23 protein-coding genes and 2 pseudogenes are annotated in these 26,497 nt (G+C 43.8%); 14 read left to right on the top strand and 11 right to left on the bottom strand.

What is annotated here, in order from left to right; all coding sequences use genetic code 11:
- Nucleotides 1-17 precede the first annotated feature (17 nt).
- Nucleotides 18-1,292, top strand: a complete 1,275-nt coding sequence (gene aceA, locus GJU40_RS15590) for an isocitrate lyase (protein WP_154308995.1) — start codon at nt 18-20, stop codon at nt 1,290-1,292.
- A 65-nt stretch (nt 1,293-1,357) separates the two neighbouring features.
- Here aceA and GJU40_RS15585 read toward each other — a convergent pair whose 3' ends face one another.
- A complete protein-coding gene (locus tag GJU40_RS15585) occupies nt 1,358-1,594 on the bottom strand; it encodes an IDEAL domain-containing protein (protein WP_154308994.1) in 237 nt (78 codons plus the stop codon).
- Nucleotides 1,595-1,695: 101 nt separating this feature from the next.
- Nucleotides 1,696-2,352: a CPBP family glutamic-type intramembrane protease gene (locus GJU40_RS21385; RefSeq protein ID WP_154308993.1), complete on the bottom strand. Its 657-nt coding sequence runs from the start codon at nt 2,350-2,352 to the stop codon at nt 1,696-1,698.
- A gap of 312 nt (nt 2,353-2,664) precedes the next feature.
- On the opposite strand from GJU40_RS21385, the gene GJU40_RS15575 reads away from it, so the two are divergent.
- Entirely contained in the window at nt 2,665-3,246 is a 582-nt protein-coding gene (locus GJU40_RS15575; protein WP_154308992.1) for a competence protein ComK, read from the top strand.
- Here the strand turns inward: GJU40_RS15575 and GJU40_RS15570 are convergent.
- Nucleotides 3,243-3,605 (bottom strand): YhjD family protein, encoded by a 363-nt coding sequence (locus GJU40_RS15570; RefSeq protein ID WP_154308991.1) that lies wholly within the window; start codon nt 3,603-3,605, stop codon nt 3,243-3,245. The genes GJU40_RS15575 and GJU40_RS15570 overlap by 4 nt on opposite strands.
- 157 nt (nt 3,606-3,762) lie before the next feature.
- On the opposite strand from GJU40_RS15570, the gene GJU40_RS15565 reads away from it, so the two are divergent.
- The 10 genes and pseudogenes from GJU40_RS15565 to GJU40_RS15520 all read left to right on the top strand — a co-directional run bounded on the left by GJU40_RS15565 (nt 3,763) and on the right by GJU40_RS15520 (nt 20,713).
- Complete coding sequence (locus tag GJU40_RS15565) at nt 3,763-4,395, top strand: TVP38/TMEM64 family protein (RefSeq protein WP_154308990.1); 633 nt, start codon at nt 3,763-3,765, stop codon at nt 4,393-4,395.
- Nucleotides 4,392-4,898, top strand: coding sequence for a signal peptidase I (gene lepB, locus GJU40_RS15560; RefSeq protein WP_154308989.1), 507 nt, complete (start codon nt 4,392-4,394; stop codon nt 4,896-4,898). The genes GJU40_RS15565 and lepB overlap by 4 nt, the downstream gene beginning before the upstream one ends.
- 196 nt (nt 4,899-5,094) lie before the next feature.
- Nucleotides 5,095-8,628 carry a helicase-exonuclease AddAB subunit AddB gene (addB, locus tag GJU40_RS15555; RefSeq protein ID WP_154308988.1) on the top strand — a complete coding sequence of 1,178 codons (3,534 nt, stop codon included), beginning with the start codon at nt 5,095-5,097 and terminating at the stop codon, nt 8,626-8,628.
- Nucleotides 8,585-9,922: pseudogene (locus GJU40_RS15550) on the top strand (UvrD-helicase domain-containing protein); the annotation flags it as partial. The gene addB and the pseudogene GJU40_RS15550, both read left to right, overlap by 44 nt.
- Before the next feature lie 591 nt (nt 9,923-10,513).
- Complete coding sequence (locus GJU40_RS15545) at nt 10,514-11,992, top strand: reverse transcriptase/maturase family protein (protein WP_170289431.1); 1,479 nt, start codon at nt 10,514-10,516, stop codon at nt 11,990-11,992.
- Nucleotides 11,993-12,282: 290 nt separating this feature from the next.
- Nucleotides 12,283-14,676, top strand: a pseudogene (addA, locus tag GJU40_RS15540) (helicase-exonuclease AddAB subunit AddA); the annotation flags it as partial.
- 199 nt (nt 14,677-14,875) lie between these two features.
- A complete protein-coding gene (sbcD, locus tag GJU40_RS15535) occupies nt 14,876-16,060 on the top strand; it encodes an exonuclease subunit SbcD (RefSeq protein WP_154308985.1) in 1,185 nt (394 codons plus the stop codon).
- The gene (locus tag GJU40_RS15530; protein WP_154308984.1) at nt 16,057-19,470 is read left to right on the top strand and encodes an AAA family ATPase; all 3,414 of its coding nucleotides are present in this window, start codon (nt 16,057-16,059) and stop codon (nt 19,468-19,470) included. The genes sbcD and GJU40_RS15530 overlap by 4 nt, the downstream gene beginning before the upstream one ends.
- A gap of 15 nt (nt 19,471-19,485) precedes the next feature.
- Complete coding sequence (locus GJU40_RS15525; RefSeq protein WP_343031577.1) at nt 19,486-19,788, top strand: HNH endonuclease; 303 nt, start codon at nt 19,486-19,488, stop codon at nt 19,786-19,788.
- A gap of 88 nt (nt 19,789-19,876) precedes the next feature.
- On the top strand, nt 19,877-20,713 hold the full coding sequence (locus GJU40_RS15520; protein ID WP_154309010.1) for an STAS domain-containing protein: 837 nt from the start codon (nt 19,877-19,879) through the stop codon (nt 20,711-20,713).
- Between the two features lie 213 nt (nt 20,714-20,926).
- Here the strand turns inward: GJU40_RS15520 and GJU40_RS15515 are convergent, their stop codons facing one another.
- From GJU40_RS15515 to GJU40_RS15485, 7 genes are all read right to left on the bottom strand, one after another.
- Nucleotides 20,927-21,145, bottom strand: coding sequence for a spore germination protein (locus GJU40_RS15515; protein ID WP_154308983.1), 219 nt, complete (start codon nt 21,143-21,145; stop codon nt 20,927-20,929).
- Nucleotides 21,146-21,242: 97 nt separating this feature from the next.
- Complete coding sequence (locus GJU40_RS15510; RefSeq protein ID WP_154308982.1) at nt 21,243-21,632, bottom strand: spore germination protein GerPE; 390 nt, start codon at nt 21,630-21,632, stop codon at nt 21,243-21,245.
- Between the two features lies 1 nt (nt 21,633).
- Complete coding sequence (locus GJU40_RS15505) at nt 21,634-21,810, bottom strand: spore gernimation protein GerPD (RefSeq protein WP_154308981.1); 177 nt, start codon at nt 21,808-21,810, stop codon at nt 21,634-21,636.
- 18 nt (nt 21,811-21,828) lie between these two features.
- Entirely contained in the window at nt 21,829-22,428 is a 600-nt protein-coding gene (gene gerPC, locus GJU40_RS15500; protein WP_154308980.1) for a spore germination protein GerPC, read from the bottom strand.
- A gap of 82 nt (nt 22,429-22,510) precedes the next feature.
- Nucleotides 22,511-22,735, bottom strand: coding sequence for a spore germination protein GerPB (locus tag GJU40_RS15495; protein WP_154309009.1), 225 nt, complete (start codon nt 22,733-22,735; stop codon nt 22,511-22,513).
- 16 nt (nt 22,736-22,751) lie between these two features.
- Entirely contained in the window at nt 22,752-22,973 is a 222-nt protein-coding gene (locus GJU40_RS15490; RefSeq protein ID WP_154308979.1) for a spore germination protein, read from the bottom strand.
- Nucleotides 22,974-23,082: 109 nt separating this feature from the next.
- Nucleotides 23,083-23,256 (bottom strand): aspartyl-phosphate phosphatase Spo0E family protein, encoded by a 174-nt coding sequence (locus tag GJU40_RS15485; RefSeq protein ID WP_154308978.1) that lies wholly within the window; start codon nt 23,254-23,256, stop codon nt 23,083-23,085.
- A 257-nt stretch (nt 23,257-23,513) separates the two neighbouring features.
- Between GJU40_RS15485 and GJU40_RS15480 the strand changes: the two genes are divergently transcribed.
- The gene (locus tag GJU40_RS15480) at nt 23,514-24,431 is read left to right on the top strand and encodes a fumarylacetoacetate hydrolase family protein (RefSeq protein WP_154308977.1); all 918 of its coding nucleotides are present in this window, start codon (nt 23,514-23,516) and stop codon (nt 24,429-24,431) included.
- 40 nt (nt 24,432-24,471) lie between these two features.
- On the opposite strand, the gene GJU40_RS15475 is transcribed toward GJU40_RS15480, so the two are convergent.
- A complete protein-coding gene (locus GJU40_RS15475) occupies nt 24,472-25,665 on the bottom strand; it encodes an ornithine--oxo-acid transaminase (protein WP_281350726.1) in 1,194 nt (397 codons plus the stop codon).
- A 163-nt stretch (nt 25,666-25,828) separates the two neighbouring features.
- Between GJU40_RS15475 and GJU40_RS15470 the strand changes: the two genes are divergently transcribed.
- Entirely contained in the window at nt 25,829-26,185 is a 357-nt protein-coding gene (locus GJU40_RS15470) for a YisL family protein (protein WP_154308975.1), read from the top strand.
- Nucleotides 26,186-26,497: the final 312 nt, after the last annotated feature.

The following is a 26,497-nucleotide window of genomic DNA, read 5'->3' as shown; positions in this document are numbered from 1 at the left end:
AATGGGAGGAATGAACGATGGATCAAAGATTAGCGGATTTGCAGGAAAACTGGGAAATGAATGAAAGGTGGAAGGGAATACAGCGCCCTTACGCTGCAGAAGAGGTATTAAAGCTGAGAGGCTCGATCGACATTGAATATACCCTTGCCGCAAGAGGGGCAGAAAAGCTCTGGAATCTTTTGCACAATGAAGCATATATTCATGCGCTTGGTGCTTTAACAGGAAATCAGGCTGTACAGCAGGTAAAAGCAGGTTTAAAGGCTATCTACCTGAGCGGCTGGCAGGTAGCAGCAGATGCAAATCTGTCAGGAAATATGTATCCGGATCAAAGTCTGTATCCGGCAAACAGTGTCCCCCATGTAGTAAAGCGGATTAATCAGGCACTGCAGCGCGCGGATCAAATTCAGCATATGGAGCAAAGCGGAGACATAGACTGGTTTGCACCAATCATTGCCGATGCGGAAGCAGGGTTCGGCGGTCAGCTGAATGTATTCGAGCTAATGAAGAGCATGATAGAATCCGGAGCTGCCGCGGTTCATTTCGAGGATCAGCTGTCTTCAGAAAAAAAGTGCGGTCATCTAGGAGGAAAAGTGCTGCTGCCGACTCAAACTGCCGTGAAAAATCTTATTTCCGCCCGCCTGGCTGCTGATGTCTTGGGTGTGCCCACACTAATCATTGCCAGAACCGATGCTGATGCTGCGGACTTAATCACCAGCGATATTGATCCGGCAGACCGGACTTTTATTACAGGGGAAAGAACTCCGGAAGGATTTTACCGGACAAAATCCGGCTTGGATCAGGCGATTGCACGAGGGCTTTCTTATGCTCCTTATGCGGACCTTGTCTGGTGTGAAACAAGTGAACCTGATTTGGAGCAGGCAAGAAGATTCGCCTCCGCGATACACGAAAAGTTTCCGGGCAAGCTTTTGGCTTACAACTGTTCTCCATCCTTTAACTGGAAAAAGAAGCTTGATGAAAATACCATCGCATCTTTTCAGAAAGAAATTGCTAAAATGGGTTACAAGTTTCAATTTGTTACACTGGCGGGCTTTCATTCCTTAAATCACAGTATGTTTGAGCTTGCCAGGAAATATAGAGACCGTGGAATGGCTGCCTACTCAGAACTCCAGCAGGCTGAGTTTTCCAGTGAGGAATACGGCTACACAGCTACACGCCATCAGCGCGAGGTGGGTACTGGCTATTTTGATGAAGTTTCACAGGTTATCACAGGTGGAACATCATCGACTACGGCATTGAAAGGCTCAACCGAGGCTGAGCAATTTACTGTATAACCATCACTTACCCTTCTGCTGTGCAGAAGGGTTTTCAGCATATAAAAAACCAATCAGAGATTGGTTTAAAGAGCAAGCTTCAGCCTGTTGTATTGGACAGATAATTCCATGAAAGACTCTTTATCGTTTTTGTCCAGAGCTTCGTTAATTTGAGTTTCCAGCAGCAAAAGTTTTCGACTGAACATTGCTTCATCAAGAATCATTTGGATGTACACATCGAGAATTGAGGTTTCCTTCAATTCCTGCTGTTTCTGGTTATTGCGGGACTTCAGGATTTCGTTATACGACTTTTTATTATTCATGAAAGATCACCCCTGATGCCTTTTTTATATTATATGGACCAAGGGTGAAAAAATCAACAAAATTTTTAAAATTTTTAGAAAATTTATTAATGCTTTTGTAATCAAACAGCAACATACGTAAAGTAAACAAGTAAAATGCCGCCATCTGCAAACGAATGGCTGATAATAGGGGCGCTTACAGAGCGCAGCTTGTACTTAAAAAGGCCCCATACAATACCGGCCACAAACACAGGCAGCACTATGAGAAGATTATACGGCCAGCTGAAAATGTACCAGATCGAAAGCAGATGATAGAAGGCATAAAAGAAGGATGTTACTGCAATGGCTGAGAGCGGCCCTGATGTTCGCAAAAAACGATCCATCATATATCCACGCCAGTACACCTCTTCCAAAACAGGATTAATGAATACTAAAACAAAGGCCAAGCCAAATACATAGTTGCCTGTGAAACTCCAGCTGATCAGCAGCATTCTTACCTGTTCCAGATTAAAAAACGTATCAACAAACAGCGAGACAGTTCCGTAAATAATCAACAGAAAGATGACACCGCTCAGTATACCGATCACCACAGGCCTCAATGCAAGAAAACTTCGCCAAAAAATCAGATTGAAGCGTGATTGAGTTCTAACATATAAGAAAGAAAAGGTAACGAGCCAGCCATAAAAGAGCAAAAATGTAAGGGGTACACTTTGAAAAACATGCAGCCCGAAGAATATCATCACAGCAGGGCCAAGGCACAAAGCTGATGTTTTGAACACGCGCTTCCCTTCCTTTCCTTTCAGTTTCTATTTGTCTCTTAACCATACACCTATCATTTAGTGATAAAACAGGGAAAATCGCCCTAGATAATCCAAAAGACCTAATAATCAGGTTTACTGCTGTAAAATTGACTTTTCCACCAGTGAAAGGTGAACTTTCAATGAAAAAAGACTGTGAATCTTACTAATAAAAGAAATATACAATGTAAATTTCAGGTAATTTTTTAAATTTTTTGTAAACTATATAGAAAAAAGCATCATAAAATGATAAATTTTACCTATGGTATAAATTTCCTAATTTTGTGAGGTGGAATGATGAAAAAGCAAGGGAGTATGATGGAAGAGAAGTACAATGTTAACAGATTTACAATGGCAATCCTGCCGCTTGAAGAAGGAGACAGCACTTACTCTAAAGTGCTGGAAACTGACAAAGAAATTATTGTGAAAGCGAAACCTTTGGAATTGATTGACAGAAGCTGCAGGTACTTTGGATCCAGCTATGAAGGAAGAAAGGCGGGGACAAAGGAAGCAACAGGAATAACACACAAGCCTCCAATTGTTGTAGATCCTGCCAGTTCAATCTATTTCTTCCCGACATCATCCTCGTCTAAACTTCATTGCGCATGGCTATCCCACGGGTATGTAGATAAATATGACAGTATTAATTACTATGACACTGAAGTACTCTTTGTCAACGGTGACAAAACCACTGTGTCTGTGTCCAAGCACTCTTTTCAAACTCAGCTTTACCGTACTGCACAGCTGCGGACCGTGATTTCTTCCCGTATAGAAGAGGAACAGCAAAAAATGAGCATGATGCTTTTTCCAAAAGATAAAATGCCTGTCAGTTTTCTGTATGAACAGCTCATGAGAGACCTAAAGAATCAGCATTAGATATTTCTTTTTTGCAGAAGATAGTCTTCCAGCAGCTCGGAGACTTTGTTTCGAATCCGGGGATTGAAATAGTTGTGTTGTTCTTCGTAGCCCTTATAATGAAAGGAATACAGTGTAAAAGCTTCATCTCTTTTCAGTTCGCTTATCTTAATATGTTCTTTCCTCAGCTTCTGCCTGACTTCAGAGAGATCCCGCTGTGCTTGTTTCAGCGAATTCTCCACCAAGCTCAGGTAGGGCTGTTTCAGTTTAAACGGGCTTTTGCTGATCACCTCCAGGTCGCGGTTCAGAACCGTGATTGTCATTGGCAGGTAGATGCCCATCTCAATGATGTCGCGAATATCTCCGGGTATTCTTGTCATGCTGCATGACCTCTCTTATAGGAACGTTTGTTCGTTTTTAGTGTAAAGCAAAGTACGCTATTTTTCAAGCAGGTTTTTTTGTAAAAAAATGCTCTTTATTTAAAGTTTTTGAAGAAACGTGTAAAATAATAGTCAGTACGCATAAAAGGAGCAATTCATGAGCTGGGAAAACGTGCTGAGGACAATTACAATAGAAGATGTATTGGATATCTTTGAAAAATATGGAACGCTCGGCCCGGTAGTGGGAATTCTTCTGCCTATGCTGGAAGCATTCCTGCCGTTTCTTCCATTACTATTATTTGTTGTAGCAAATGCGAATGCTTTTGGATTATGGATCGGTTTTTTATTATCATGGTTAGGCGCCTCTGTCGGAGCCATTCTTGTCTTTATTATTGTCAGAAGACTTGGAAATAAACGCTTTTTCCGTTTTTTAAGGGAGAGGAAAGTGATTCGCAAGATGACAGGATGGGTGGAGAGACACGGCTTTACGCCCCTGTTTTTGATTTTGTGCTTTCCATTTACGCCGTCAGCGGCGGTGAATGTTGTAGCAGGCTTGTCAAAAATCAGCATGTGGCAGTTCAGTCTTGCAGTCCTTTCCGGCAAGCTGGTCATGATTTTTGTTTTGAGCTATATTGGACAAGATGTAAGATCGCTGCTCACACAGCCTCAAAAAGCGATTATAGCAGGCGTTGTCATTTTTATCATGTGGATTGTGGGGAAACAGGTGGAAAAAAGGCTGGGGTCAAAACTGTCCGAGCCTGAACAGGAAATCCGGGGGAATGAAAGATGAGAAAAAGGCGCTGGCTGATGTCTGCCATTTGCGGGCTTGTTTTGATACTTGTTGGCAAAAGCTTCATTTTCACCGAATACAAGGTAGAAGGCATTTCTATGCAGCCCACACTGGAAGAGGGCAGATATCTTTCCATCAACCGGCTTTCTCATCTCTTTGTACCCGTCAAGCGGTTTGATGTTGTCGTGTTTCTCGCTCCGCACACGAGGGAGAATTATGTGAAGAGAATTATCGGTCTCCCCGGAGACAGTTTAGAATACAAAAATGATCAGCTCTATGTCAATGGAGTGCTGATGAATGAACCTTTTCTCCTTCAAGAAAAGGACAAGCTTCCGGGAAGCAGGATGACGGGAAATTTCTCGCTTAAGGATATTTCCCATCACCGGACAATTCCCAAGGGACATTTTTTTGTAGCGGGAGACAACCGGCTGTACAGCAGAGACAGCAGGCACTTTGGACTTGTAAGGTCAGAAGACATTGTTGGAAGAGTATCAGTGAAATAAAGGTCATGAATGGGCAGAGAAATGCAGCTTTTGAGGGGCATTTTTTCCTGTTTCCTTTCATGGCATTTCCAGCTGATTTCTAGTAAAATAAGAATATATGTTTGTTTTTGAAAGGGCATATTGAGAGATATGCCTTTTTCCTGTTAATAGATCATTGTGAAAATGAAAATATTTACATAGGAATGGAGGGAAATGCATGGAAATGAAGTTTGTGTTAGGCCGTTCCGGAAGCGGAAAAACAGAGGAGCTTCTCGGTGAAATCCGTTCAAAGCTGTTTGAGGATCCGGCGGGAAGCCCAATGGTGCTGCTGGTTCCCGATCAAATGACTTTTGCGATGGAATACAGGCTTGCCAAAACCCCGGGACTTGGCGGCATGATGCGCGCCCAGGTGTACAGCTTTACAAGGCTTGCATGGAGGGTGCTTCAGGAAACCGGGGGCATGACGAGACAGTATTTATCCAGCACGGGCATACAGATGATGCTGCGCAAGCTGATTGAAGAGAACCGCCAGCAACTGAGAGTATATGCAAAAGCCAGTGATAAAGCGGGCTTTGTTGAACACGTTGAAGTAATGCTGACAGAACTGAAGAGGTACTGCGTGTCAGTGGAAGAGCTTCAGTCACAATTTGAAGATCTTAACTCCGCTGCTTCAGCAGGAGAACAGGCTTTGTCCGGGAAAATCCACGACCTTGCACTTTTGTATGCGGGAATGGAGAAGGAGCTGAGCCGGAACTATATCGATTCTGAAGATTATTTGAGGCTGTTGAGTGAAAAAATAGAGCACTGGCCAAACATAGCAGAAACAGATTTTTATATAGACGGCTTTTATCATTTTACACCACAGGAATATCAGGTGCTTGAGCAGATTATGAAGCATGCAAGAAGCGTTACAATTGCTCTTACAGCTGATAAGCCTTTTGATGAACACCTTCCTCATGAGCTGCATTTGTTTCATATGACAGGGCTGACTTACAACAAACTGACCAGCCTGGCGCAAAAAAACGGTTTGGATACAGGAGTTTGCGAGGTCCGAAAAGAACTTCATAGATTTGCAGGTTCTCCTTCCCTTGCTCATCTCGAAAAGCATTATGATTCAAGACCAACCAGAAAGTTTGAACAAGAGACAGATATCTGCCTGCTGCAGGCAGCAAACCGCAGGGCTGAGATAGAAGGGATCGCGAGAAAGATTCAAAGCCTGATCAGAACAAAGGGCTTCCGCTATAGAGATATGGCACTGCTGGTTCGAAACAGCGGAGACTATCATGATCTCATTGAACAGATTTTCAGAGACTATGATATTCCCTACTTTATTGACCAGAAACGTTCCATGCTTTCTCATCCCTTGATAGAACTTATTCGCTCGAGCCTGGAGACGGTAACCGGAAACTGGCGTTATGAGCCGGTGTTCCGCTGCATCAAAACAGAGCTTCTCTACCCGTCCGGCGCATCCAGGCATCAGCTCCGTGAAGATGCTGATCAGCTTGAAAATTATGTTCTTTCCTATGGTATTCAAGGCAAGCGCTGGACAGAGGATGTCCGCTGGGTGTATAGAAGGTTCACGTCCCTTGATGAGGATTTTGCTGTTACAGATGCAGAACTTCAAATGGAGGAAAAGCTCAACAGCATGAAGAAAATGATTGTTCCTCCCTTGAAAACACTGAGCAGCAGACTGAAAAGAGGGAAAACAGGCCGGAAAAAAGCACAGGCTCTCTATCTATTTCTTGAAGAGCTGGAGATTCCCGAGAAACTGGAGCAATTAAAGTTTGAAAGTGAAGAAGCCGGCCGCCTTGTCGAAGCTAGGGAGCATGACCAGGTATGGAATGCCGTTATCTCCATGCTGGATGAATTTGTTGAAATGATGGATGAAACGGAAATCAGCCACGCTTTATTTAACGATATGATCGACAGCGGGCTGCAAGCGCTGAAGTTTGCGCTGGTTCCTCCGGCAATGGATCAGGTGCTGGTGGCAAGTTTAACAAGATCACGGTTCTTTGATATAAAATGCAGCTTTATCCTCGGCGCAAATGACGGGGTTCTGCCGGCAAAGCCTGCAGAAGAGGGTGTGCTTTCTGAGGAGGACCGGGAGCTGCTGTGGAGAAGCGGGATGGAGCTTGCCCCAAATGCACGGCAGCAGCTGCTGGATGAAAATTTCCTTATCTATCTGGCGCTGACGAGCGCATCAGAAGAGCTGTTTATTTCCTATCCGCTCGCAGATGCTGAAGGAAAATCACTGCTTCCTTCCGTTCTGATCCGCCGCCTGCAGGAAATATTTCCAGATATGCAGCAGCATATGCTGCTGAACGAGCCGCAGGAACTGCAGGACATAGAACAGCTGGATTTTATGGTGAATCCGTCTGTTACGCTGACTTACCTAACCTCGCAGCTGCAGGCATGGAAGAGAAACTACCCTATTCATGACGGCTGGTGGGAAGCTTATAATCAGCTGATCAATGGCAGTTATTCCAGCCTGACAGCGCGTCTTGTCAGCAGCCTGTTTTATAAAAATGAGCCCCAGCGGCTTGAAAAAGAGGTCAGCAGAGAGCTGTACGGGGAGCATATTATGGGCAGTGTTTCAAGAATGGAACAATTCCAGGCCTGCGCATTTTCTCACTTTGCCTCTCATGGATTAAAACTGAGAGAAAGGCAGTTTTACAGATTGGAAGCTCCTGATATCGGCCAGCTGTTCCACTCCGCTTTAAAACTGATATCGGACAGGCTGCAGGAAATGAAAACAGACTGGAAGGATCTCACTGCTTCTCAATGCGAAAGGCTGTCTGAGGATGCAGTGAACAGGCTGGCGCCTCGTCTTCAAAGAGAAATATTGCTGAGCTCCAACCGCCATATGTACCTGATGAGAAAGCTGCAGAGAATTATTGCGAGAGCATCCTCTGTCATCAGCGAGCATGCGAGGGCAAGCGGATTTTCTCCGGCCGGAATTGAACTTGGCTTTGGAAAAAGCGAAGCACTCCCGCCAATACGATTCACGCTTGATAACGGATGTACGATGGAGCTTGCAGGAAGAATTGACAGGGTGGACAAAGCCGACAGTTCCAAGGGGCTCTTGCTGCGCATTATTGACTTTAAGTCAAGCGATAAAACGCTGAATTTGTCAGAGGTCTATTACGGACTGGCCCTACAGATGCTTACGTACCTTGATGTGATATTAACTCATTCCACGGAATGGCTGGGAGTAGAGGCTTCTCCGGCGGGAGTTCTGTATTTTCATGTTCATGATCCTCTTATCAACACTAAAAGCTGGATTTCAGAAGACATGGTAGAAGAAGAGATTTTCAAAAAATTTAAAATGAAAGGCCTGCTGCTTGGCGACGAGGAAGCCCTCAGACTGATGGATACTACGCTTGAATCCGGACAATCCTCCATTGTTTCAGCCGGGCTGAAAAAGGACGGCAGCTTCCGTTCGGATTCACAGATTGCAAGCGAAGCTGATTTCAGCCTGCTGCGAAATCATGTGAGAAAGCAGTTCAAGCAAATCGGGACAGATATTACGGATGGTGTGATTGATGTTGCACCTTACAAAATCAAAGACAAAGTTCCCTGCACCTTCTGCGAATTCAAATCTGTCTGTCAGTTTGATGTGTCATTGGAAGAAAATCAGTACCGAGTATTAAAGCCTGAGACGAATGAAGAGGTTTTAAAACGGCTGAAAGAGGAGGCAGAAAAGGATGATGAAGTATCCGCAAAAACCGGAAAACAGCCAGTGGACAGATGACCAGTGGAAGGCAATTGCTGCCAGCGGCCAGGATATCCTTGTTGCCGCCGCAGCGGGGTCGGGAAAAACAGCGGTTCTTGTTGAAAGGCTGATCAGAAAGATTATTTCCAAGGAAAACCCGGTAGATGTGGACCGCCTGCTTGTGGTGACCTTTACAAATGCGTCTGCTGCAGAAATGAAGTCGAGAATTGGGGAAGCGCTGGAAAAGGCACTGAGGGAAAGTCCTGCTTCCCTTCATATCAGAAGGCAGCTCTCATTGCTGAACCGTGCCTCTATCTCAACGCTTCATTCCTTTTGTTTAAATGTGATCCGCAAGTATTATTACAGAATTGACATTGATCCAGGGTTCCGGATTGCAGATGAAACGGAAGGCGCGCTTTTGATTGATGAGGTGTTGAATGATCTGTTTGAAGAAGAATATGGAATGGAAAACAATGAGCCGTTTTTTGATCTGGTGGACCGATATACGTCAGACAGAAATGACCTTGAGCTTTCAACATTGATCCGTGACATTTATTTCTTTTCCCGTTCAAACCCGGATCCGGGCCGGTGGCTGTCGGAACTGAAGGCCGGCTATGACACAGAGGGCAGGGTTTTAGAAGAACTTCCGTTTTTTCAGTATGTGAAGCAGGATATAGAGCTGCAGCTTCTCGGTGCCAAAGAAAAACTGCAGGGGGCACTTGAGCTCACAAAGCTTCCGGGAGGACCCGCACCGCGTGCAGAAAATCTGCTGGATGATATCAGTCAAATCGACGGGCTTATTAAGGTGATGGATGACTGGAGGGCATTATCCCAAGCTGTGCCCGCTGTTTCGTTCAGCAGAGCAAAGGCATGCAGGGGAGACGCTTATGACAGCAAGCTGATTGAGCAGGCAACAGCTTTGAGAAATTCTGTGAAAAAGCAGATAGAGCAGCTGCAGGATGAATACTTTTCCCGAAGCTATGAAAGCTATTTGAAAGATTTGCAAGAGCTCAAGCCGGTCATTGAAACGCTTGTCTCTCTGGTAGAGAAGTTCGCTAAGAGATTTCAAGCAGTGAAGCAGGAGAAAGGCCTGGTTGATTTTACAGATCTTGAGCATTACTGTCTTCAGGTGCTTTCAACAGTGGATGAGGATGGAATCAGAATGCCAACCGAGGCCGCCTCCTATTACCAAAATCAGTTCGCTGAGGTCCTGGTGGATGAATATCAGGACACGAATCTTGTGCAGGAAGCGATCTTGAGGCTCGTTGCAAAGGGGAATGAAACATCAGGAAATATGTTTATGGTGGGCGATGTGAAGCAGTCGATTGTGCGCCCATAAGGGTATTGTATATGTCACCATTAGGCGGTGGATAAACTACAGAAACGGTTTATATATCAGCCGGCTTATCTTGGAGGGAAACCAAAGAGGGAGTGCAGCATGCCGGTTAAAGCCATAAGTTAACCTAAACGGAAAGGTTACGGCTGAATGGCGAGATATAAAAGATTTGTATAAGGAAGAAGGCTATACTGCTTGAAGAACAATCCGAGCGGGGTGATGCTGCCCGTCTGGGAAACCGTTTGAAACCTGGAATCCATTCTGTTCAGTACAAATCATATATGCGGCTGAACATGGGGGAGTGTACTAAATTGATGCACAAACCTAGTTTCTGAAAAAGAAGAATGGACGCATCTCCGGATGGAGAAAAAGGATGAGTGTTCCTTCCGACAACGAATCGCAGCCTGTATACAATATACTAAATGGGGATTGCCTAAGTTGGAATGCCGAATGGCTATGTACAAGGGTACTGAAAATCCAATATGGCAACGGAGCTCCCATAGTAGTCTGAGACAGGGAAAGCCTGTTACATGGCGAAGGGGAGCAGCTTGCAATGTATAAACAATGAAGAAAGGAGCGAAATGCTCTATGCAAAGTTCAGATATTGTTTTATACAATCTATCAAAACAGGCAGCAAAAGAACATTATCAATATGACCGCTTATACCGAAATCTCTATAATGAAGATTTTCATAGTAAAGCATATGACAACATATGCAGGAATAAAGGCAGCGCAGCAAAAGAAATCGATGATAAAGCAGGAAGCTTCGGCGGGGAAAAGATACAATCAATCATTGCCTCTCTAAAAGATGAGACTTATCAGCCGAAGACAGTCCGCAACCATACTATCCCAAAGAAAAACGGCAGAACAAGACCAGTAAGTATCCCTGCAGTTTCAGACCAAGTAGTTCAAGAAGTGTGCCGCATGATCCTAGAAGCGATTTATGCACCGGCATTCTCACAGCAATTTCATGAGTTAGGGGAAAAAAGAAGTCATCATACCGCGTTCATACAAGTGAAGCAGTCATTTTCAGGTGTTAACTGGTTCATAAAAGGTGAGATAGGAGGATTTCTTGACAACATACAGTATCAAGTACTGATCAACATCTTGAGAAAACGCATCAAAGATGAGAAATTTATTCGGCTATTGTGGAAATTGCTGAAGGCCGGCTATCTGGAACAGTGGAAACTCCAAAGGACTTATAATGAGACAACTCAAGAAGGAACCCTGAGTCCTCTGCTGGCAAATATCTACTACAATGAGTTTGATACGTTTGTTGAAGAGAAATTGAAACCATCCTTTTATATGCAGCGGTTGAAGAAGGATAAGGAGAAGCCCGAAGAAAAACTTCGCGAGACTCTTCTAAAAGAGTACAAGGAAAATACTTCAGACCCAATCCGTGAAAGCTGCAAGAGGATGAAATACGTGAGATTTGCAGATGAGTTTCTCATCGGTGTTCATGGAAGTAAAGAAGATTGCGAGCAGATAAAAAATGATGCCGAAAGCTTTTTGAAAGAACACTTGAAGCTGGAAATGCAGGAAGTGAAAACGCATATTAGACACAGTACCCATTCAACTGGTTTTTTAGGTTATGACGTTTTCATCAGCCATAACCATCGTGCAGCAAAAAAACAACACAGTATCGAAGAACGAAAATATCACGGCACTGTACAGCTGGAAATTCCAACAGGTACGATTGAAAAAGTAATTGTCACACGAAAAATGGTCAAGGATATTGATGCGAAGCAATGGGATATGCTTCACAGACCGGAACTGACCGGTCTATCCGATCTGAAAATCATCGAAACATACAATGCTGAACTGCGTGAGCTGTATCATTATTACTGTCTAGCGGAAAACGTCAGTCCAAAAATGCGGCAGCTTCGACACGTCATGGAATACAGCTGCTTGAAAACACTTGCGAATAAGTATAAATCCTCAGTCAGTCAAATGAAAGTGAAGTACAAGAGAGGCAAAGACTGGGGAATACAGTACGAAACAAAGCATGGTGCAAGAATCGCATATTTTTTTAATGACGGATTCAAACAAAGACAGCCTTGGAAATGATACAGACAGAGCGTACATTATTCTATGTATATTGAGAAAAAGCTTTTAACTTTACGTTTTAGGAACATGTAAGCTTTGCAGTGCATTGCCTCAATTTTTACCGCGATGATGCTGATTAAACAAAGACGGGCATGGGCTGTATGTAAAGTAAGTCATATTGATAGAGATCAACCATGATAGATGTTTGTAAGTGGAGAGCCGTATACTCTGAGAGGAGTACGTACGGTTCGGAGGGGAGTTCCTGGAAACCTGCTGCAGAAACGCAGTAAGGCGCCGGTTTCTTACCCTACTATAGATTCCGCCTGGCTGAGCCGTTTTTGTTTCTCAGCAAATATAAAAAATTTACGCAGGACGGGTCGGGACCAGGCCTGAGAATTGACCTTTCCAGAAACTTCAGAAGCAGAGCGGAAGTGCTGGATGGTACCAACTACCTCTTCAAACAGGTGATGGGGGAAAAGGTCGGCGAGATTGCCTACGATATTGATGCGGAATTAAAACTGGGTGCGCAGTATCCGCCAAGCAGTGAAATGAATGCAGAACTGCTCCTGATTTCAAAGGGGCCGGGAATTACAGACGAAGCAGAAGAAGGACAATTTGATGCAGAAGAGCTTGAAACTGTCCAGCTTGAGGCAAGGCTGATGGCATCTAAAATACGCGAGCTGGTTCACAGCCGTTTTCAGGTTTATGACCGTAAACTGAATGGAACTAGAAACATTACTTACAAAGATATAGTGATTCTTCTCCGCTCTATGCCATGGGCTCCGCAGATACTTGAAGAGTTTAAGCAGCAGGGTATTCCGGTATATGCCAGCCTTTCAAATGGCTATTTTGAAGCGACAGAAGTAGCTATCATGATGTCTTTGCTTAAGGTGATTGATAATCCATATCAGGATATTCCGCTCGCATCTGTGCTGAGATCGCCTGTAATCGGTTTGTCCTCAAATGAGCTTGCCACCATTAAGCTTTACGGAAACAAGGGTGCATTTTACGATGCAGTCAAAGGGTTTTTGGCTGAAGCAGGAAGAGAGCATCAGGGACTTTTTGCAAAAATCAGCGGATTTTACAGCAGCCTGCAGGGCTGGCGCGACCTGGCGCGGAAGGGGTCTGTGTCAGACCTGATTTGGCAGCTTTACCGTGACACAAAGTTCTTTGACTACGTTGGCGGAATGCCTGGGGGCAAGCAGAGGCAGGCCAATCTGAGGGCGTTTTATGATCGTTCCCGACAATATGAATCTACTTCCTTCCGCGGCTTGTTCCGGTTTCTAAGATTCATAGAAAGAATGCAGGAACGCGGAGATGATCTTGGTGCTGCAAGGGCTCTTGGAGAACAGGAGGACGTTGTTCGGATTATGACAACACACAGCAGCAAAGGTCTCGAATTTCCGGTAGTCTTTGCAGCAGGATTAGCAAGGCAGTTTAATATGATGGATCTTAACAAAAAGCATCTGCTGGACAAAGAGCTGGGCTTTGGAACCAAATATATTCATCCTAAATACAGAATCAGCTATCCCACTCTTCCTTTAACAGCAATCAAGAAAAAAATGAAGGTTGAGCTTTTGTCAGAAGAACTCAGGGTGCTGTATGTGGCGCTGACAAGAGCAAAAGAAAAGCTGTTTCTGATTGGAACCATGAAGGATGCTGAAAAAAGCATAGGAAGCTGGACTCAGATGCTGGAGCATAAGGACTGGCTGATTCCTGATCATGAAAGGCTTGCGGCAAAATCCTACCTGGACTGGATCGGTCCTGCCATCATCAGGCACAGAGACGCACGTGTTCTTTCTCAGTCAGAAATGACATCTGCTATAGCAGATGATCCTTCCAAATGGTCTGTGAGCATTGTGGAGGAAAGTGACTTGGTGCAGGAGGAATTCAGCTTTGACGATATCCAGAGCGACAGAAAAGAAGCTTTGGAAAATGGGGAGCCTGTCCCGCTGGAGACGAAGTGGGCAGGAGAGGTTGAAGAGCGACTGACATGGAAATATTCCTTCCAGGATGCAGCTGTCCACCGTGCAAAACAGTCGGTATCTGAAATCAAAAGGCAGCAGGAATATCATGACGAGTACAGCGATACTTCCATACTGAACCGGAAAAGAAATTTCCTGTATGACAGGCCAACCTTTATGCAGGAAAAAAAGCTGACGGCAGCTGAGCAGGGAACTGCGCTGCATGCATTTATGCAGCATGTTCCACTGAAAAAAGGCATGGATCAGAGCTTTCTAAGAAATTATGCTGCAGAGCTGGTTTCCAAAGAAATTCTTACAAGCGATCAGTATGACGCTCTTCAGTTTGAACATATCGTCTCCTTCTTTTCTTCCGAAATCGGATTAAGGCTGTTAATGGCCGATCATGTTTCCAGAGAGGTGCCGTTCAATTTGGCTCTTCCGGCAGAAGAAGTATATAAAGAGCATCAAACGCCCCTGGACAATGAAAGTGTGCTTGTTCAGGGAATTATCGACTGTTTGTTTGAAGACAGTAACGGCCTTGTTTTGCTGGACTTTAAAACAGATGCAATTCAGGGCAGGTTTCAAGGTGGATTTGAAGGTGCAAAAGAGATATTGAAGGACAGATATGAAGTGCAGGTGAATTTGTATGCTCTTGCTGTAGAAAAAATATTAAAAAGGCCGGTAGCATCAAAATATCTATACTTCCTGGACGGAGGATATTTATTGGAAATAAAGAAATAGCCATGCTCTGGAACATGAAGGGAAGGCGGAGACGCAGCTGCAGCATCCACGCAGCGGACAGCCTGTCTGTCTGGGAAGTGAACCCTGTGTTCCAGATGAATTGTTAATAGTAACTTGTCAGGCTAAAGGCGCCGCTGCAGCAGGTGATGAAAGCTGCTGAAATGGCGCCTTGCGCTTTTCTTACGAAAGGAGAATGCATATGCGTTTACTTCATACAGCAGATTGGCATCTTGGAAAAACGCTTGAAGGCAGAAGCAGGCTCGCTGAACAGGAGCAGTTTTTGGATGAACTGGCGGACATTGTTGAGAGGGAAAAAATCGATGCTGTCCTGATGGCAGGCGATGCGTTTGATACAGTCAATCCCCCGGCAGCAGCTGAACAGCTTTTTTATGAGAGCATTTCAAGGCTGTCTGATAAAGGAAAGCGTCCGGTGGTGGTCATTGCAGGCAATCATGATAATCCTGACCGGCTTTCTGCAGCTTCCCCCCTTGCAGGGCAGCAGGGCATTTATCTGATCGGCCAGCCGCAAATGGAGCTATTGTCCATTCCTGTTCCGGCTGCCCGGGAAAAACTCAATGTAGCGGCCCTCGCATATCCTTCAGAGTCAAGGCTTTCGGAGGTGCTGTCGAAGGATTTGGAAGAGCTGCAGCTGAGAAACAAATATGATGAGAAAATCAGGGGCGTTTTTGCAAAAATGTGTGAAGGTTACTGCCATGATACCGTGAATGTGGCAATGAGTCATATTTATGTCGCAGGAGGAAGCTCTACGGATTCTGAGCGGCCTATAGAAGTAGGAGGGGCTTATACGGTTGCAGCAACAAGCCTGCCCGAGCAGGCACAATATGTTGCTCTAGGGCATTTGCACCGTCCCCAAAACATAAAAAGAGCGAAAACCCTGTCAAGATATTCCGGTTCTCCTCTCGCATACAGCTTTTCGGAAGCGGGCTATGCCAAGTCAGTCAGTATTGCAGATATAAAGCCTGGCGGGGAAGCAAATGTCTCGGAGATTTTTTTATCTTCAGGAAGACCGCTTGTAAAGTGGAGAGCAGAGCAGGGAATCAGCCAGGTACACAGCTGGCTGGATGAGGGGCGTGATAGAAACGCCTGGGTTGATCTTGAGATTTCCTTGACAGATCAGCTGTCACTGGAGCAAATCCACGGTCTTCGCAAAGCACATACAGGCATTCTCCATATTCGTCCGGTGTTTGCAGCGAGTAATTCTCACGGTGAAACAGAAAGCCTGCAAAAAAATGTCCCGCTTGAAGAAAGATTTCTCAAGTTTTATGAAAAACAAACAGGAGGAGCGAAGCCGGATGATGAGGTGATGAAGCTGTTTCTGGAACTGGCTTCTGAACAAGGGGAAGAGGAAGGTGAACAGGGATGAAGCCTATAACACTTGCTGTTGCAGGATTGCACAGCTTCAGAGAAAAACAGGAAATAAACTTTGAAGCACTCTGCGAAGGTGGAATTTTTGGGATCTTTGGTCCTACCGGAAGCGGAAAATCATCTATTCTTGATGCAATGACTCTCGCCCTTTACGGAAAAGTTGAAAGAGCAGCGAACAATACCCATGGCATTCTTAATCATGCGGAGGACTCCATTACCGTATCTTTTACTTTTCAGCTTGAGAAGGGCAGTCAAAAGAATCTGTATAAGGTAGAGAGAGTGTTTAAAAGAAGTGATGATATGCGTGTAAAAACGAGTATTTGCAGGCTCCTTGACTTGCAGGGCGAAACATCTGTGATTGCAGATAAAGCGAATGAAGTGAACGAACAGATTTATCAGCTTCTCGGCTTAACTATCGATGACTTTACAAGAGCAGTTGTCCTTCCGCAGGGGAAATTTGCAGAATTCCTATCATTAAAGGGGACAGAAAGGCGGCAAATGCTGCAAAGGCTGTTTCATCTTGAACAATACGGGGATGAACTGCTGAAAAAGCTGAGGGGGAGACTCAGCAGAACAAGAATCTCTCTTGAGAAAATAACAGCAGAACAAGCAGGCCTTGGAGAAGCATCGGCTGAAGCGCTGAAACTGCAAAAAGAAGAAGCAGCCGGGGCGGAGCTTCTGCTGAAAAAAAGGAAAGCCGAGCTTCAGCAGGTGACAGAAGAGTATCAGCGCCTCAAGGAAATTTGGCAGCTACAGGCTGAAGAGAGCGAATATCTCACTCAGCTTGCAAATGTTGAAAAAGATTCAGAGACCATTGAGAGCTTTCAAAGCCAGCTGCAGATTTCCCGGGTTGCTGAAGGATTAAAGCCTTATGCAGAACAAGTAGAAGCAGCATTGTCAGACAAAAAACTTCAAGAGCAGTCAGCTGCATCTGCAAAAATGCTGCATGAGGAAGCAGAAAAGGACTATAGAAGAATTGAAGCAGCATACAAAGGGGCGAGAGAGAGAAAAGCACAGGAAGAACCGCAGCTTGTTGCCAGGCTGGAGGGGCTGAAGGTTCTCAAAGAAATTGCTGCTGAAGTGCAGAGAGCTGAGGAAGAAAGTGACTCTTTGCAGAGACAAATCAACCATCATTCTGAGCTGTTGAAGCAAAAAGAAAAAGAGAGGGAAAGAATACAAAACCTTCTCAAAAAAGCGATTGATAAACAGCTTACTCTTAAAAAGCAGGAGGATGACAGCAGAGTTCCGGCTCAGCTGAGAAGCATGCTGCAAAAAGCCGCAAGTCAAAAAATCATGATCTCAACAAAAAACGGTTCTTTAACAGATGCGCATGAAGCACTTGCTAAAAAGGGAAAGATAATAGAACAGCATAGCAGGGAGAGCACCCTCCTGCAGAAGAAAATGACTCAGCAGAAGGAAGACCTGGCGGAGGCATTTAAAGGTATTGAAAAGCTATATGGCGTGACGAGTGAAAGAGAAAGAGAGACGCAGGAGCTGTTTGCAGCTCTCAATAAGCGGCTTGAGATGAGTCAGAGGGCTTCTGACGCCGAAAACAGGCACAAACTTGCCCACGAACTTGCAAAACAGCTGGAGAAAGGAGATTCCTGCCCTGTCTGCGGTTCAGAAATCAGTGAACTGCCTTTTTCTGAGCAGGATGCTGATAATAGCGAAAGCAGGAATCTGAAGAGCTTATCAGAGCTGAAGAAGGAAAAGGAAGCTGGTTTTCTTCAGTCTTTTCATTCGTTTAAGGTGAAGATGGAAGAGCTTTCCGGACATATGATCAGCCAGTTTCCGTTTATAGGAAGTGTGAAAGAAGACTCTGCAGCTGATCCGGAGCGGCTGCTGGAAGAAGAACTGCCGGAGCATCCTGTACAATTTCAAGACAGGCTTGCAAAAATGTCAGCAGAGATGAAAGCACTGCAGCAAGATCTTCTGCATATCAAAGAGCTTGTGAAGAAAAGGTCAGAGGACTATATGAAAACAGAAAGAGAACAGCAGCAGCTTCTTCAGCGGATTGAAACGCATGGAGCAGACAGGAAAGAAATGCTGGAACGCTCTGAGTTTCTCAGTCACGAAGTGCAGCAGCTAATTACTCAGTGGAAAACAGATTTTCCAGAATGGGATGTCTCTGATATCGACCGTCTGAACAATGAGACAGCTGAAAAAGATAAAGCAGCAGAAGAACTTGCCGCACGCATTTCAACAAGCATCCGCTTTATTGAGGAAAATGAGCAGCTGCATAAGAAACTCCAGGAGGAAGAGCAGGATCTTAAGACAAAATTGCTGCAGCTAAAGCTTACTTTTGATCATACATTCCAAGTGCTGTCCCAAAAGAAAAAGCAGCTGGGAGATGAAAATCTGACTGCTGCTGTATTGTCTCAGCAGTTTAGCCATACAGAACAAACACTGTCTTCTTTGATTGATAAGGAGGAGAAAAGCTACAATACCTGGCAGGCTGCCTCCAAAAAACTGCAGGAGCTTGACAGCGAAAGAAAAGCTGCCTCATCAGCGCTGGCACATGCTGATAAAAAAGCGGAAGAAGCGAAGGAAAGATGGACCTCAATTATAAAAGATACAGAATTTCTGTCGGTTGAGGAAGTTCTTAAAGCAATTCTTCCGCAGGAAATCAGAGAGAAAATGGAGAAAAAAATCGCCGATTATACTGAAGCTTACAGCCGCCTCAGAGACAGGCTGAATCAGATAAAACTGAAAAAAGGCGGAAAGTCTCTCACCCAGGAGAAGTGGGACAGCGTCCAATCCATAAAGCTGGAGCTGGAAGAGCTTGCGAGCGAGGCGGTGGAACATGTCGGGGCTGCAAGAAGGGCACTCGGGTTAATGGAAATCAGGCATAATCGCTACATGCAGCTGCAAAAAGAAAAAGAGGAAGCCGAAACAAAAGCAGGACATTTCGAAAAGCTTCAGCAGGTATTAAAAGGAAACAGCTTTGTAGAGTTTCTGGCTGAAGAGCAGCTCGCCCATGTCAGCAGGACAGCGTCCGACAAACTGGGGGTGCTGACACGACAGCGCTACGCAATTGAAGTCGACTCCCAGGGCGGATTTATTATGAGAGACAATGCAAACGGCGGAGTTAAGAGGCCGGTGTCCAGTCTATCTGGAGGAGAGACGTTCCTAACGTCACTGGCACTGGCCCTATCGTTGTCAACGCAGATTCAGCTCAGGGGAGAATACCCTCTCCAGTTTTTCTTCCTTGATGAAGGATTTGGGACACTTGACTCAGATCTCCTTGACACAGTAGTATCTTCTTTGGAAAAGCTTCAGTCAGAAAACCTTTCAGTCGGTGTTATCAGCCATGTACAGGAATTGAGAGCCAGACTGCCGAAAAAATTAATTGTCGAGCCTGCGCATCCATCCGGAAAGGGATCAACGGTCAAACTGGAAATAATCTAAAAAGGAGGCAACGCAGTGGGAAAGAAAGAGCAGGGAATGTGTGAGCTTTGTAAAAGAGAAAATGTTGAAATTACGAGACACCATCTAACTCCGAAAGAATTGGGCGGCACTTTCCTGCCTACTGCCTCCCTGTGCATTCCCTGCCATAAACAGATTCATGCACTCTATACAAACGAGGAACTTGCTGCCAGGCTGAACACAGTTGCTTCTTTGAAGCAGGACGAAAAAATTTCCAAATATGTTCAGTGGATTAAAAAGCAGCCATCCTCCAAGCTGATTAAGACTAAAAAGTCTAACAGCAGGAAAAAGAGAAGCTAGTTTCTGTTAAATAATTTCATTTCACAAACCCAGTGTTTATTAGTATGATAGAGGGTGGGAAAATGCTTCAGATAAAGGAGAAGAGATGATGCATAAAAGCAGGGCTTTGCACGATTATTTAAAGGACCGTGCGAGGGAATTAACTGAGGAATGGTATAACAGCATAGATAAAAGTACCGCCAGCGGAGTGTATGCCTCCAATGATCCTGAGGTAATTGAAACCCTCAAACAGCAAAATTTTGACTTTCACCTTCATTTAATAAAGCTGTTCGTTGAAGATGAAGTAACATTTTTTCAAAACTTTGATGAATGGATTCTCAGGATAGCAAGGGACGGAGAACATCAAAGTACACCGATTCATCTGATTGTTGCTGAATTTACGAGAGTACGGACTCAGTATCTTCAGTACATTAAAGAATTCTTCCGTGAAAACAAGGATGCTGTTTCGTATGATGAGTACGATTTATGGAACAAGGTCATTGTTAAAGCGTTTGACAGTGTGGTACTAAAGTATATCGAGGAAACACATAAGTTTTCTTACCGTCAGCTGAAGGCACAGCAGGAAATGATCAACGAATTAAGCTCGCCTGTCATCAGCCTGAATAACAACCATGCGCTTTTGCCATTGGTGGGAGACATTGATACTGCAAGAGCAAAATTCATCCTTGAGAGTACTTTGAACCAATGTGCCGAGCGGGGAGTCAGCAAGCTTTACATTGATTTATCCGGAGTTGTTATGGTGGATACGATGGTGGCCCACCAGATTTTTCAGCTGATTGATGCACTGCGGATGATCGGCGTAGAAACAACTATTTCCGGCATACGGCCTGAAATTGCCCTGACAGCGATGCAGCTTGGATTGTCTTTTGACAATATAACAATCAAATCCACTCTGTCACAGGCCCTCTCAGGCGCAGAGCAGTAACTGACAGAGAAGCGGTGCTGCTTAGTGCCGTTCAAACCTTCAGCAGTCCAAGTGCAAATTGGACTGCTTTTTTTAGTTGATGAAGGTCAGCTCTTCTTTACAAGTTCTTGAGGCTCTGATAAATAGGAGGATAAAAATTAGGCTAATTAGATGAAGATCCGCCCTTATCACGCAGGATTGCTTCAGGTATATTAGCCTGTTTATCTTTTACGGTTAGTTATTAGCGGTAATATTTTGATCCGCTGCATCAGGGTCTATCATATTAGTGGCACTGATTCCATTGTTTAAGATCCAGAAGTCCCCTGTGTTGCCTCCTCCTGAACCTGTAGCTGCCTTAGAAGAACTTTTAGGGGATAAATAAAAGGTATCTCCAAAATTGACCACCCCGCCTGCTACGTTGTTAATCTTTAAGGGCCCTACTATTGCTGGCATGAGAAACATCCTTTTTTTATTATAGACTTACAGAGAAGATCTGCACTTGCAGACCTGATTCTGTCTAAGAAAGTTTTCCAAATACAATACACGATATTCAACCAGGTGTGTTTTGTGAATTTCTAAACCTGAGCTGTCTTGTATGCTTGACTCTGGATTCCAAATACATTTCGTTTACAGAACCAATTTGAAATACCGCAGAAGATGAGATAGCCGTTACTTTTACAGCTTTCACCTGGATAAAAGGCTTATCGTGATACACATTTATTGTGATATTCTCATCTATCAGGGGAAGAGGAATCTCTTCTTTGAAGATAGCATACTCTTGTAAGTTCCCTTCATTTATATAGAAGATTTCCTGCTCCCTCTGCACAGCAAATACATTGGTTTTGTTGTGTATTCTTAAAGCGTCTCCTATTTGAAACACGGAACTTAAACCTGCAGAATTGAGATAGGCCGTTTGAACAACCGATGTCCTTTTCAACATGTTATTGAGGGGCCAAAGGTACAAATGGACCAATAATTAAAGATTCCGGGGGAGTGTCAAATACGGATGAAAGGGCAATTGTATCAGTGTCACCGATTAAAAAGACCGATGAACTCGATACCCCAATCACACGTATAGCATGGACACAAAGGTTTTTGTTGATAACGGTAAAATTCATGTTCTATTCCTCCTTGCTTTACTTCGGAAGATTCCGGACAAAGTGGTTTATGGAGTTTTCGATATCGGTTTTCACATTGTTGGCAATCATTTTAATATGTTCATCTGTCTGATTGGTATCCCGCAGCGGGAGCGCGGAATGATGATAGGATATCCGGCTGTCAATCTGCCTTGATATATCTGTCAAAATCATTTCTCTGTACTGCTGATTGAATTCAGTATCATAGGCAGCTTCCAGAGAATCAAACAGTGAGTCCGTCTCGTTCTCAAGGTAATCTTCTACCTGATCTCTTGCCTGGTTCAGCACATGTGCCTGAAATTCCGCTTCCATCACCGGTACCTGAGGCGGCTGCTGCTGGCTTACTTCGAAGTTTTGAATAGACTCTCCATTAGCAGGGTTGACGCCAATATTCAGTGTTCCCTCTAATGTTTCAACCTTTAATTGATCAAAGTTATATTCAATTCGTTCAATATTTGTGTAGGGCCGGTTTCTTAATTCTTCCACAGTAGCACGCAGCTCTTGAACCGACTCTTCAAGACGGGAAATTTTCTGTTCACTTGCCTGAAGCTGCGAATATAGATTCTGAATATAGTACATAAGATTTTGCTGATAGTACATAAATACACCCCGCTCTGCCGCTGCTGAAAAAAATTCTTATAATTCATCTATATGCGGAGAAGCGGAGGTTAAACTATTTTTCCTAAGATGCAGGAGAAGTTAATGGTACAAGAGGGACTGGGGTGCTGCCTTCAATTCCGGTAGTAGTCTCAGCCAACGGAGCGGGCTCGATGAAGCCGCCCGTATTATACAAGTTGGAGAGAGGCTTGATGATTCCTGCGCTGCCGATCTGCAGAACAGAAGAATTACTGACGGCTCCCACTCTCAAATAATTGATTTGGATAGATTGATCAATGTAAAAATTCATTCCTATCACCTGATTTCTACAGATTGCCTGTAATCGGCTGATCCACCACATTTCCGTCATAGGTGTTTGTATTGCTGTTTCGGTTATATACGTTAATTCCGTCGCCTGTATTGAAAGAACCGGCGCCGGCAAACGTTTTAACTTCACTTACGGGGGAAATGGTAATCACATCTCCAATATGCACGACGCTGCTCGTACCTACGTTATTAACTTTAAATGCGCCAACGATTGCCGGCATACAGCAACTTCCTTTATCAAAGACTTTATAGGGCATACTATGCCCCTTACCAAAAAGTTGTGATAAATACCCAGAATTCACATAAAAAAAACAGCTGTAGTAAGCTGTTTTAATTTGTCTGGAGGGTATCATCCTGCGAAGGGGCAGTATTCATTTTTAATTCTTGATTTAGAAGGTGGTCCAACTCCTGACTGCAGCGAATAGTTTCTGTTGCGTTCATTCCATACTTCCTGGCAGTGTCAATCATGTTTTTTCGTTGTATTTCAATGTCTTTTCGTGCCATGTCTATTCCCCATCTTTACTCTAATATTATCCAAAAAAAGTATTGTACTTATTATACAATGAAATGTTACAGAGAATGCAATTTCGGCAAATTAACAAATAAACTTACAATTTTCAACAATGTTACTCAGAAAAAGGAGAAAATGTCGCAGGCATTGCTGCGAAAAATATGGAAAAAGAGAAGGAAAAGACACAGAATTTAACGAATATGTTATGCAATTAAGTATTCAACAGTAATTCAGAGGGGTGTACAACATTATGAAGCTTGCAACAGCAGTTCTTCATGGCCGCCAGTTTATAGGGGTGCTGAATGACAACGATCAGATTTTAGACCTGCAAAGAGCAGAGAAGAGGCTTTTTGAGATGGAGACTGTCCCTTCTTCAATGATTGACTGTATTCAAATGGGAGAAAAATTTCTTAACCACGTGAACCAATTAATCCAAGGAGTTAAGAAGGAGGAGGAAACGGAATCATACCTTTACAATCTTAACGAAGTCACGCTGCTTGCTCCGATCCCCCGGCCCAGAAAAAATATCTTCTGTGTTGGGAAAAATTACCGTGAACATGCGTTGGAACTTGGTACCGAAAGTGACATTCCCCAGTACCCGATGCTATTCTCTAAAGCGCCGACAGCAGTGATCGGCCATGATGCTGAGATTGACCTCCATTCAGATGTCACCAGTGAGCTCGATTATGAAGGAGAGCTGGCTGTAGTAATCGGTAAAAATGGCAAAAGAATTGAGAAAGAAAACGCGGGTGATTACATCTTTGGATTTACCATCCTGAATGACATAACAGCAAGAGATCTTCAGGCAAGGCATAAACAATTTCTCCTGGGAAAAAGCCTTGATACCTCCTGTCCAATCGGACCTTGTATTGTTCATAAGACAGCATTTGAGGATATCAACTCCCTTACTGTAGAAACGTATGTGAATGGAGAGCAAAGACAAACCGGCAAAGTCTCTGATATGATTTTTGGAATAGAAGAAATTATTTCAGTTATTTCACAGGGTACAACACTTGAAGCTGGAGATATCATTGCAACCGGAACTCCTGCAGGTGTTGGAAAAGGCTTCAAGCCCCCGCTCTATTTAAAAGAAGGAGATGTAATTGAGATTTCGATTACAGGAATCGGAACGCTCAGCAATACAGTAAGCAAAAAAACAAAAAGCTGATCGGCTGATCAGCTTTTTGTTTTGGATAAGAATAGATAGATTAACTTAATACCTTTTGCACCTTTTCAATAGCCCAGTCAAGATCTTCTTTTGAGATGATGAGAGGCGGAGCAAAGCGAATCACGGTTTCGTGTGTTTCTTTGCAGAGAAGTCCTTCTTTTTTAAGCTCTTCACAGTATGGACGAGCTTCTTCATGGAGTTCAAGGCCGATAAACAAACCTTTGCCTCGTACTTCTTTTACGACCGGATTTTTAATCTCGCGAAGCTTTTCCATAAAATAGTTCCCAAGATCGAGGGAGCGGTCTGAAAGCTTATCATCAATCAAGACATCCAATGCTGCGATTGATACTGCACAAGCAAGCGGATTTCCTCCAAATGTTGAACCATGCGAGCCTGGATTAAACACTCCAAGGATGTCACGGTTTGCAGCAACACAGGAAATAGGGAAAACACCTCCGCCTAATGCTTTTCCGAGAATATACATATCAGGAATAATCTCTTCCCAATCACAAGCGAACAGCTTTCCTGATCTGCCAAGTCCAGCCTGAATTTCATCCGCTACAAAAAGAACGTTCTGCTCTTTACAGATTTTAAATGCTTCAGTAAGGAATCCCTCATCAGGAATATTAATGCCTGCTTCACCTTGAATCGGCTCGAAAATAAAAGCAGCTGTATTTGGTGTAATAGCATTTTTGAGTGCCTCAGTATCATTAAAAGGAATCACCTTAATGCCGGGAAGCATCGGGCCGAAACCTTCCTTGTACTCATCGCTGGAACTCATCGAAACCGCTGTCATGGTTCTGCCGTGAAAGTTATCTTCACACACAATGATTTCAGCTCTATTTTCCTCGACGCCTTTTACCTGATATGCCCATCTTCTTGCAGTTTTCACCGCAGTTTCAACAGCCTCTGCACCTGTATTCATCGGCAGAACCATTTCTTTGTAGGTTAACTTTGAAACTTTTTCATACCATGGGCCAAGCTGGTCATTGTGAAATGCACGGGAAGTCAGAGTGATTTTATCAGCCTGCTCCTTTAGTGCCTCAATGATTTTTGGGTGGCGATGACCCTGATTGACTGCTGAATACGCACTCAGCATATCCATATACTTAGTGCCTTCCGGATCCTCAACCCACACACCTTCCGCTTTGCTAATCACGATAGGAAGCGGGTGATAATTATTCGCTCCGTATTTTTCAGTTAAATGAATCATATTTTCTGTTTTTGTTGCCATCATATCCCCTCCGAATAAGTATAATCGTCAATTTGACCCTCTTCTTACAATAGCCTACAAACTGTGAGAAAACAATAGACATCTAAACAGGTTATTATTTCAAAATTTTATTCCTTTCATGATAAAATAAGAATGTTAAAGAAAAACCGGGGAGGAAACACAGATGACACACATGCATATCACAGCGTGGGTACTGGGAATAATTATATTCTTTGTTGCGTATCAAATGCATAGGGCGGGCAAAGCCACCCAATTGAAAATTGTGCATATGATCCTAAGAATGATCTATGTCCTTATTATTTTAACAGGAATTTTATTGCTGACCTCAGTATCTAGCCTCTCACTTGAATATATAATCAAAGCGGTAGTTGGATTATGGACAGTGGGTATGATGGAAATGATTTTAGTCAGAGGTAAGAAAAACAAGCCAACAAGAGTATTCTGGATTCAATTTGGCGTAGCGGCAGTTCTTTCTATCCTGCTGGGATTACGTTTACCGCTTGGTTTCCAAATATTCTAGAATAAGCATAAAGCAGCCATAAAAGCAGTGAAATTCTCTCATGAATTTCACTGCTTTTTGCATGTTTGGGAATTGCAAGTGGCGGGATTCAGATAAGGAAATAACACGGAATCGTGATAAGAGGTTTAGTGAGATACAACATGTACGGGGTGTTAAGCGTATTGAAGGAGGGGGCAGCCGGTTTCTTGTTGGGAATAGACGGAAGAATTCCGGTTAAATAGAAAATAGGGAGAAAATAGCCTGCAATAAACGGAGAAATTCCGTCTAATGGCTCCGGTAGGCTGTAAATAAAGGGTTTTTAAACGTTTAACC

Source organism: Metabacillus lacus, assembly GCF_009674805.1.
Lineage (GTDB): Bacteria > Bacillota > Bacilli > Bacillales > Bacillaceae > Metabacillus_C > Metabacillus_C lacus.
Note: the sequence above shows the minus strand (reverse complement) of the source record. Positions and strands in the feature narration are given on the sequence as shown.

What these genes read in the sequence shown, in the direction of transcription:
- aceA (WP_154308995.1), top strand. Translation starts at nt 18, where the DNA reads ATGGATCAAAGATTAGCGGATTTGCAGGAAAACTGGGAAATGAATGAA.
- GJU40_RS15585 (WP_154308994.1), bottom strand. Translation starts at nt 1,594, where the DNA reads ATGAATAATAAAAAGTCGTATAACGAAATCCTGAAGTCCCGCAATAAC.
- GJU40_RS15575 (WP_154308992.1), top strand. Translation starts at nt 2,665, where the DNA reads ATGATGAAAAAGCAAGGGAGTATGATGGAAGAGAAGTACAATGTTAAC.
- GJU40_RS15570 (WP_154308991.1), bottom strand. Translation starts at nt 3,605, where the DNA reads ATGACAAGAATACCCGGAGATATTCGCGACATCATTGAGATGGGCATC.
- GJU40_RS15565 (WP_154308990.1), top strand. Translation starts at nt 3,763, where the DNA reads ATGAGCTGGGAAAACGTGCTGAGGACAATTACAATAGAAGATGTATTG.
- lepB (WP_154308989.1), top strand. Translation starts at nt 4,392, where the DNA reads ATGAGAAAAAGGCGCTGGCTGATGTCTGCCATTTGCGGGCTTGTTTTG.
- addB (WP_154308988.1), top strand. Translation starts at nt 5,095, where the DNA reads ATGGAAATGAAGTTTGTGTTAGGCCGTTCCGGAAGCGGAAAAACAGAG.
- GJU40_RS15545 (WP_170289431.1), top strand. Translation starts at nt 10,514, where the DNA reads ATGCAAAGTTCAGATATTGTTTTATACAATCTATCAAAACAGGCAGCA.
- sbcD (WP_154308985.1), top strand. Translation starts at nt 14,876, where the DNA reads ATGCGTTTACTTCATACAGCAGATTGGCATCTTGGAAAAACGCTTGAA.
- GJU40_RS15530 (WP_154308984.1), top strand. Translation starts at nt 16,057, where the DNA reads ATGAAGCCTATAACACTTGCTGTTGCAGGATTGCACAGCTTCAGAGAA.
- GJU40_RS15520 (WP_154309010.1), top strand. Translation starts at nt 19,877, where the DNA reads ATGCATAAAAGCAGGGCTTTGCACGATTATTTAAAGGACCGTGCGAGG.
- GJU40_RS15515 (WP_154308983.1), bottom strand. Translation starts at nt 21,145, where the DNA reads ATGCCAGCAATAGTAGGGCCCTTAAAGATTAACAACGTAGCAGGCGGG.
- GJU40_RS15510 (WP_154308982.1), bottom strand. Translation starts at nt 21,632, where the DNA reads ATGTTGAAAAGGACATCGGTTGTTCAAACGGCCTATCTCAATTCTGCA.
- GJU40_RS15505 (WP_154308981.1), bottom strand. Translation starts at nt 21,810, where the DNA reads ATGAATTTTACCGTTATCAACAAAAACCTTTGTGTCCATGCTATACGT.
- gerPC (WP_154308980.1), bottom strand. Translation starts at nt 22,428, where the DNA reads ATGTACTATCAGCAAAATCTTATGTACTATATTCAGAATCTATATTCG.
- GJU40_RS15495 (WP_154309009.1), bottom strand. Translation starts at nt 22,735, where the DNA reads ATGAATTTTTACATTGATCAATCTATCCAAATCAATTATTTGAGAGTG.
- GJU40_RS15490 (WP_154308979.1), bottom strand. Translation starts at nt 22,973, where the DNA reads ATGCCGGCAATCGTTGGCGCATTTAAAGTTAATAACGTAGGTACGAGC.
- GJU40_RS15485 (WP_154308978.1), bottom strand. Translation starts at nt 23,256, where the DNA reads ATGGCACGAAAAGACATTGAAATACAACGAAAAAACATGATTGACACT.
- GJU40_RS15480 (WP_154308977.1), top strand. Translation starts at nt 23,514, where the DNA reads ATGAAGCTTGCAACAGCAGTTCTTCATGGCCGCCAGTTTATAGGGGTG.
- GJU40_RS15475 (WP_281350726.1), bottom strand. Translation starts at nt 25,665, where the DNA reads ATGGCAACAAAAACAGAAAATATGATTCATTTAACTGAAAAATACGGA.
- GJU40_RS15470 (WP_154308975.1), top strand. Translation starts at nt 25,829, where the DNA reads ATGACACACATGCATATCACAGCGTGGGTACTGGGAATAATTATATTC.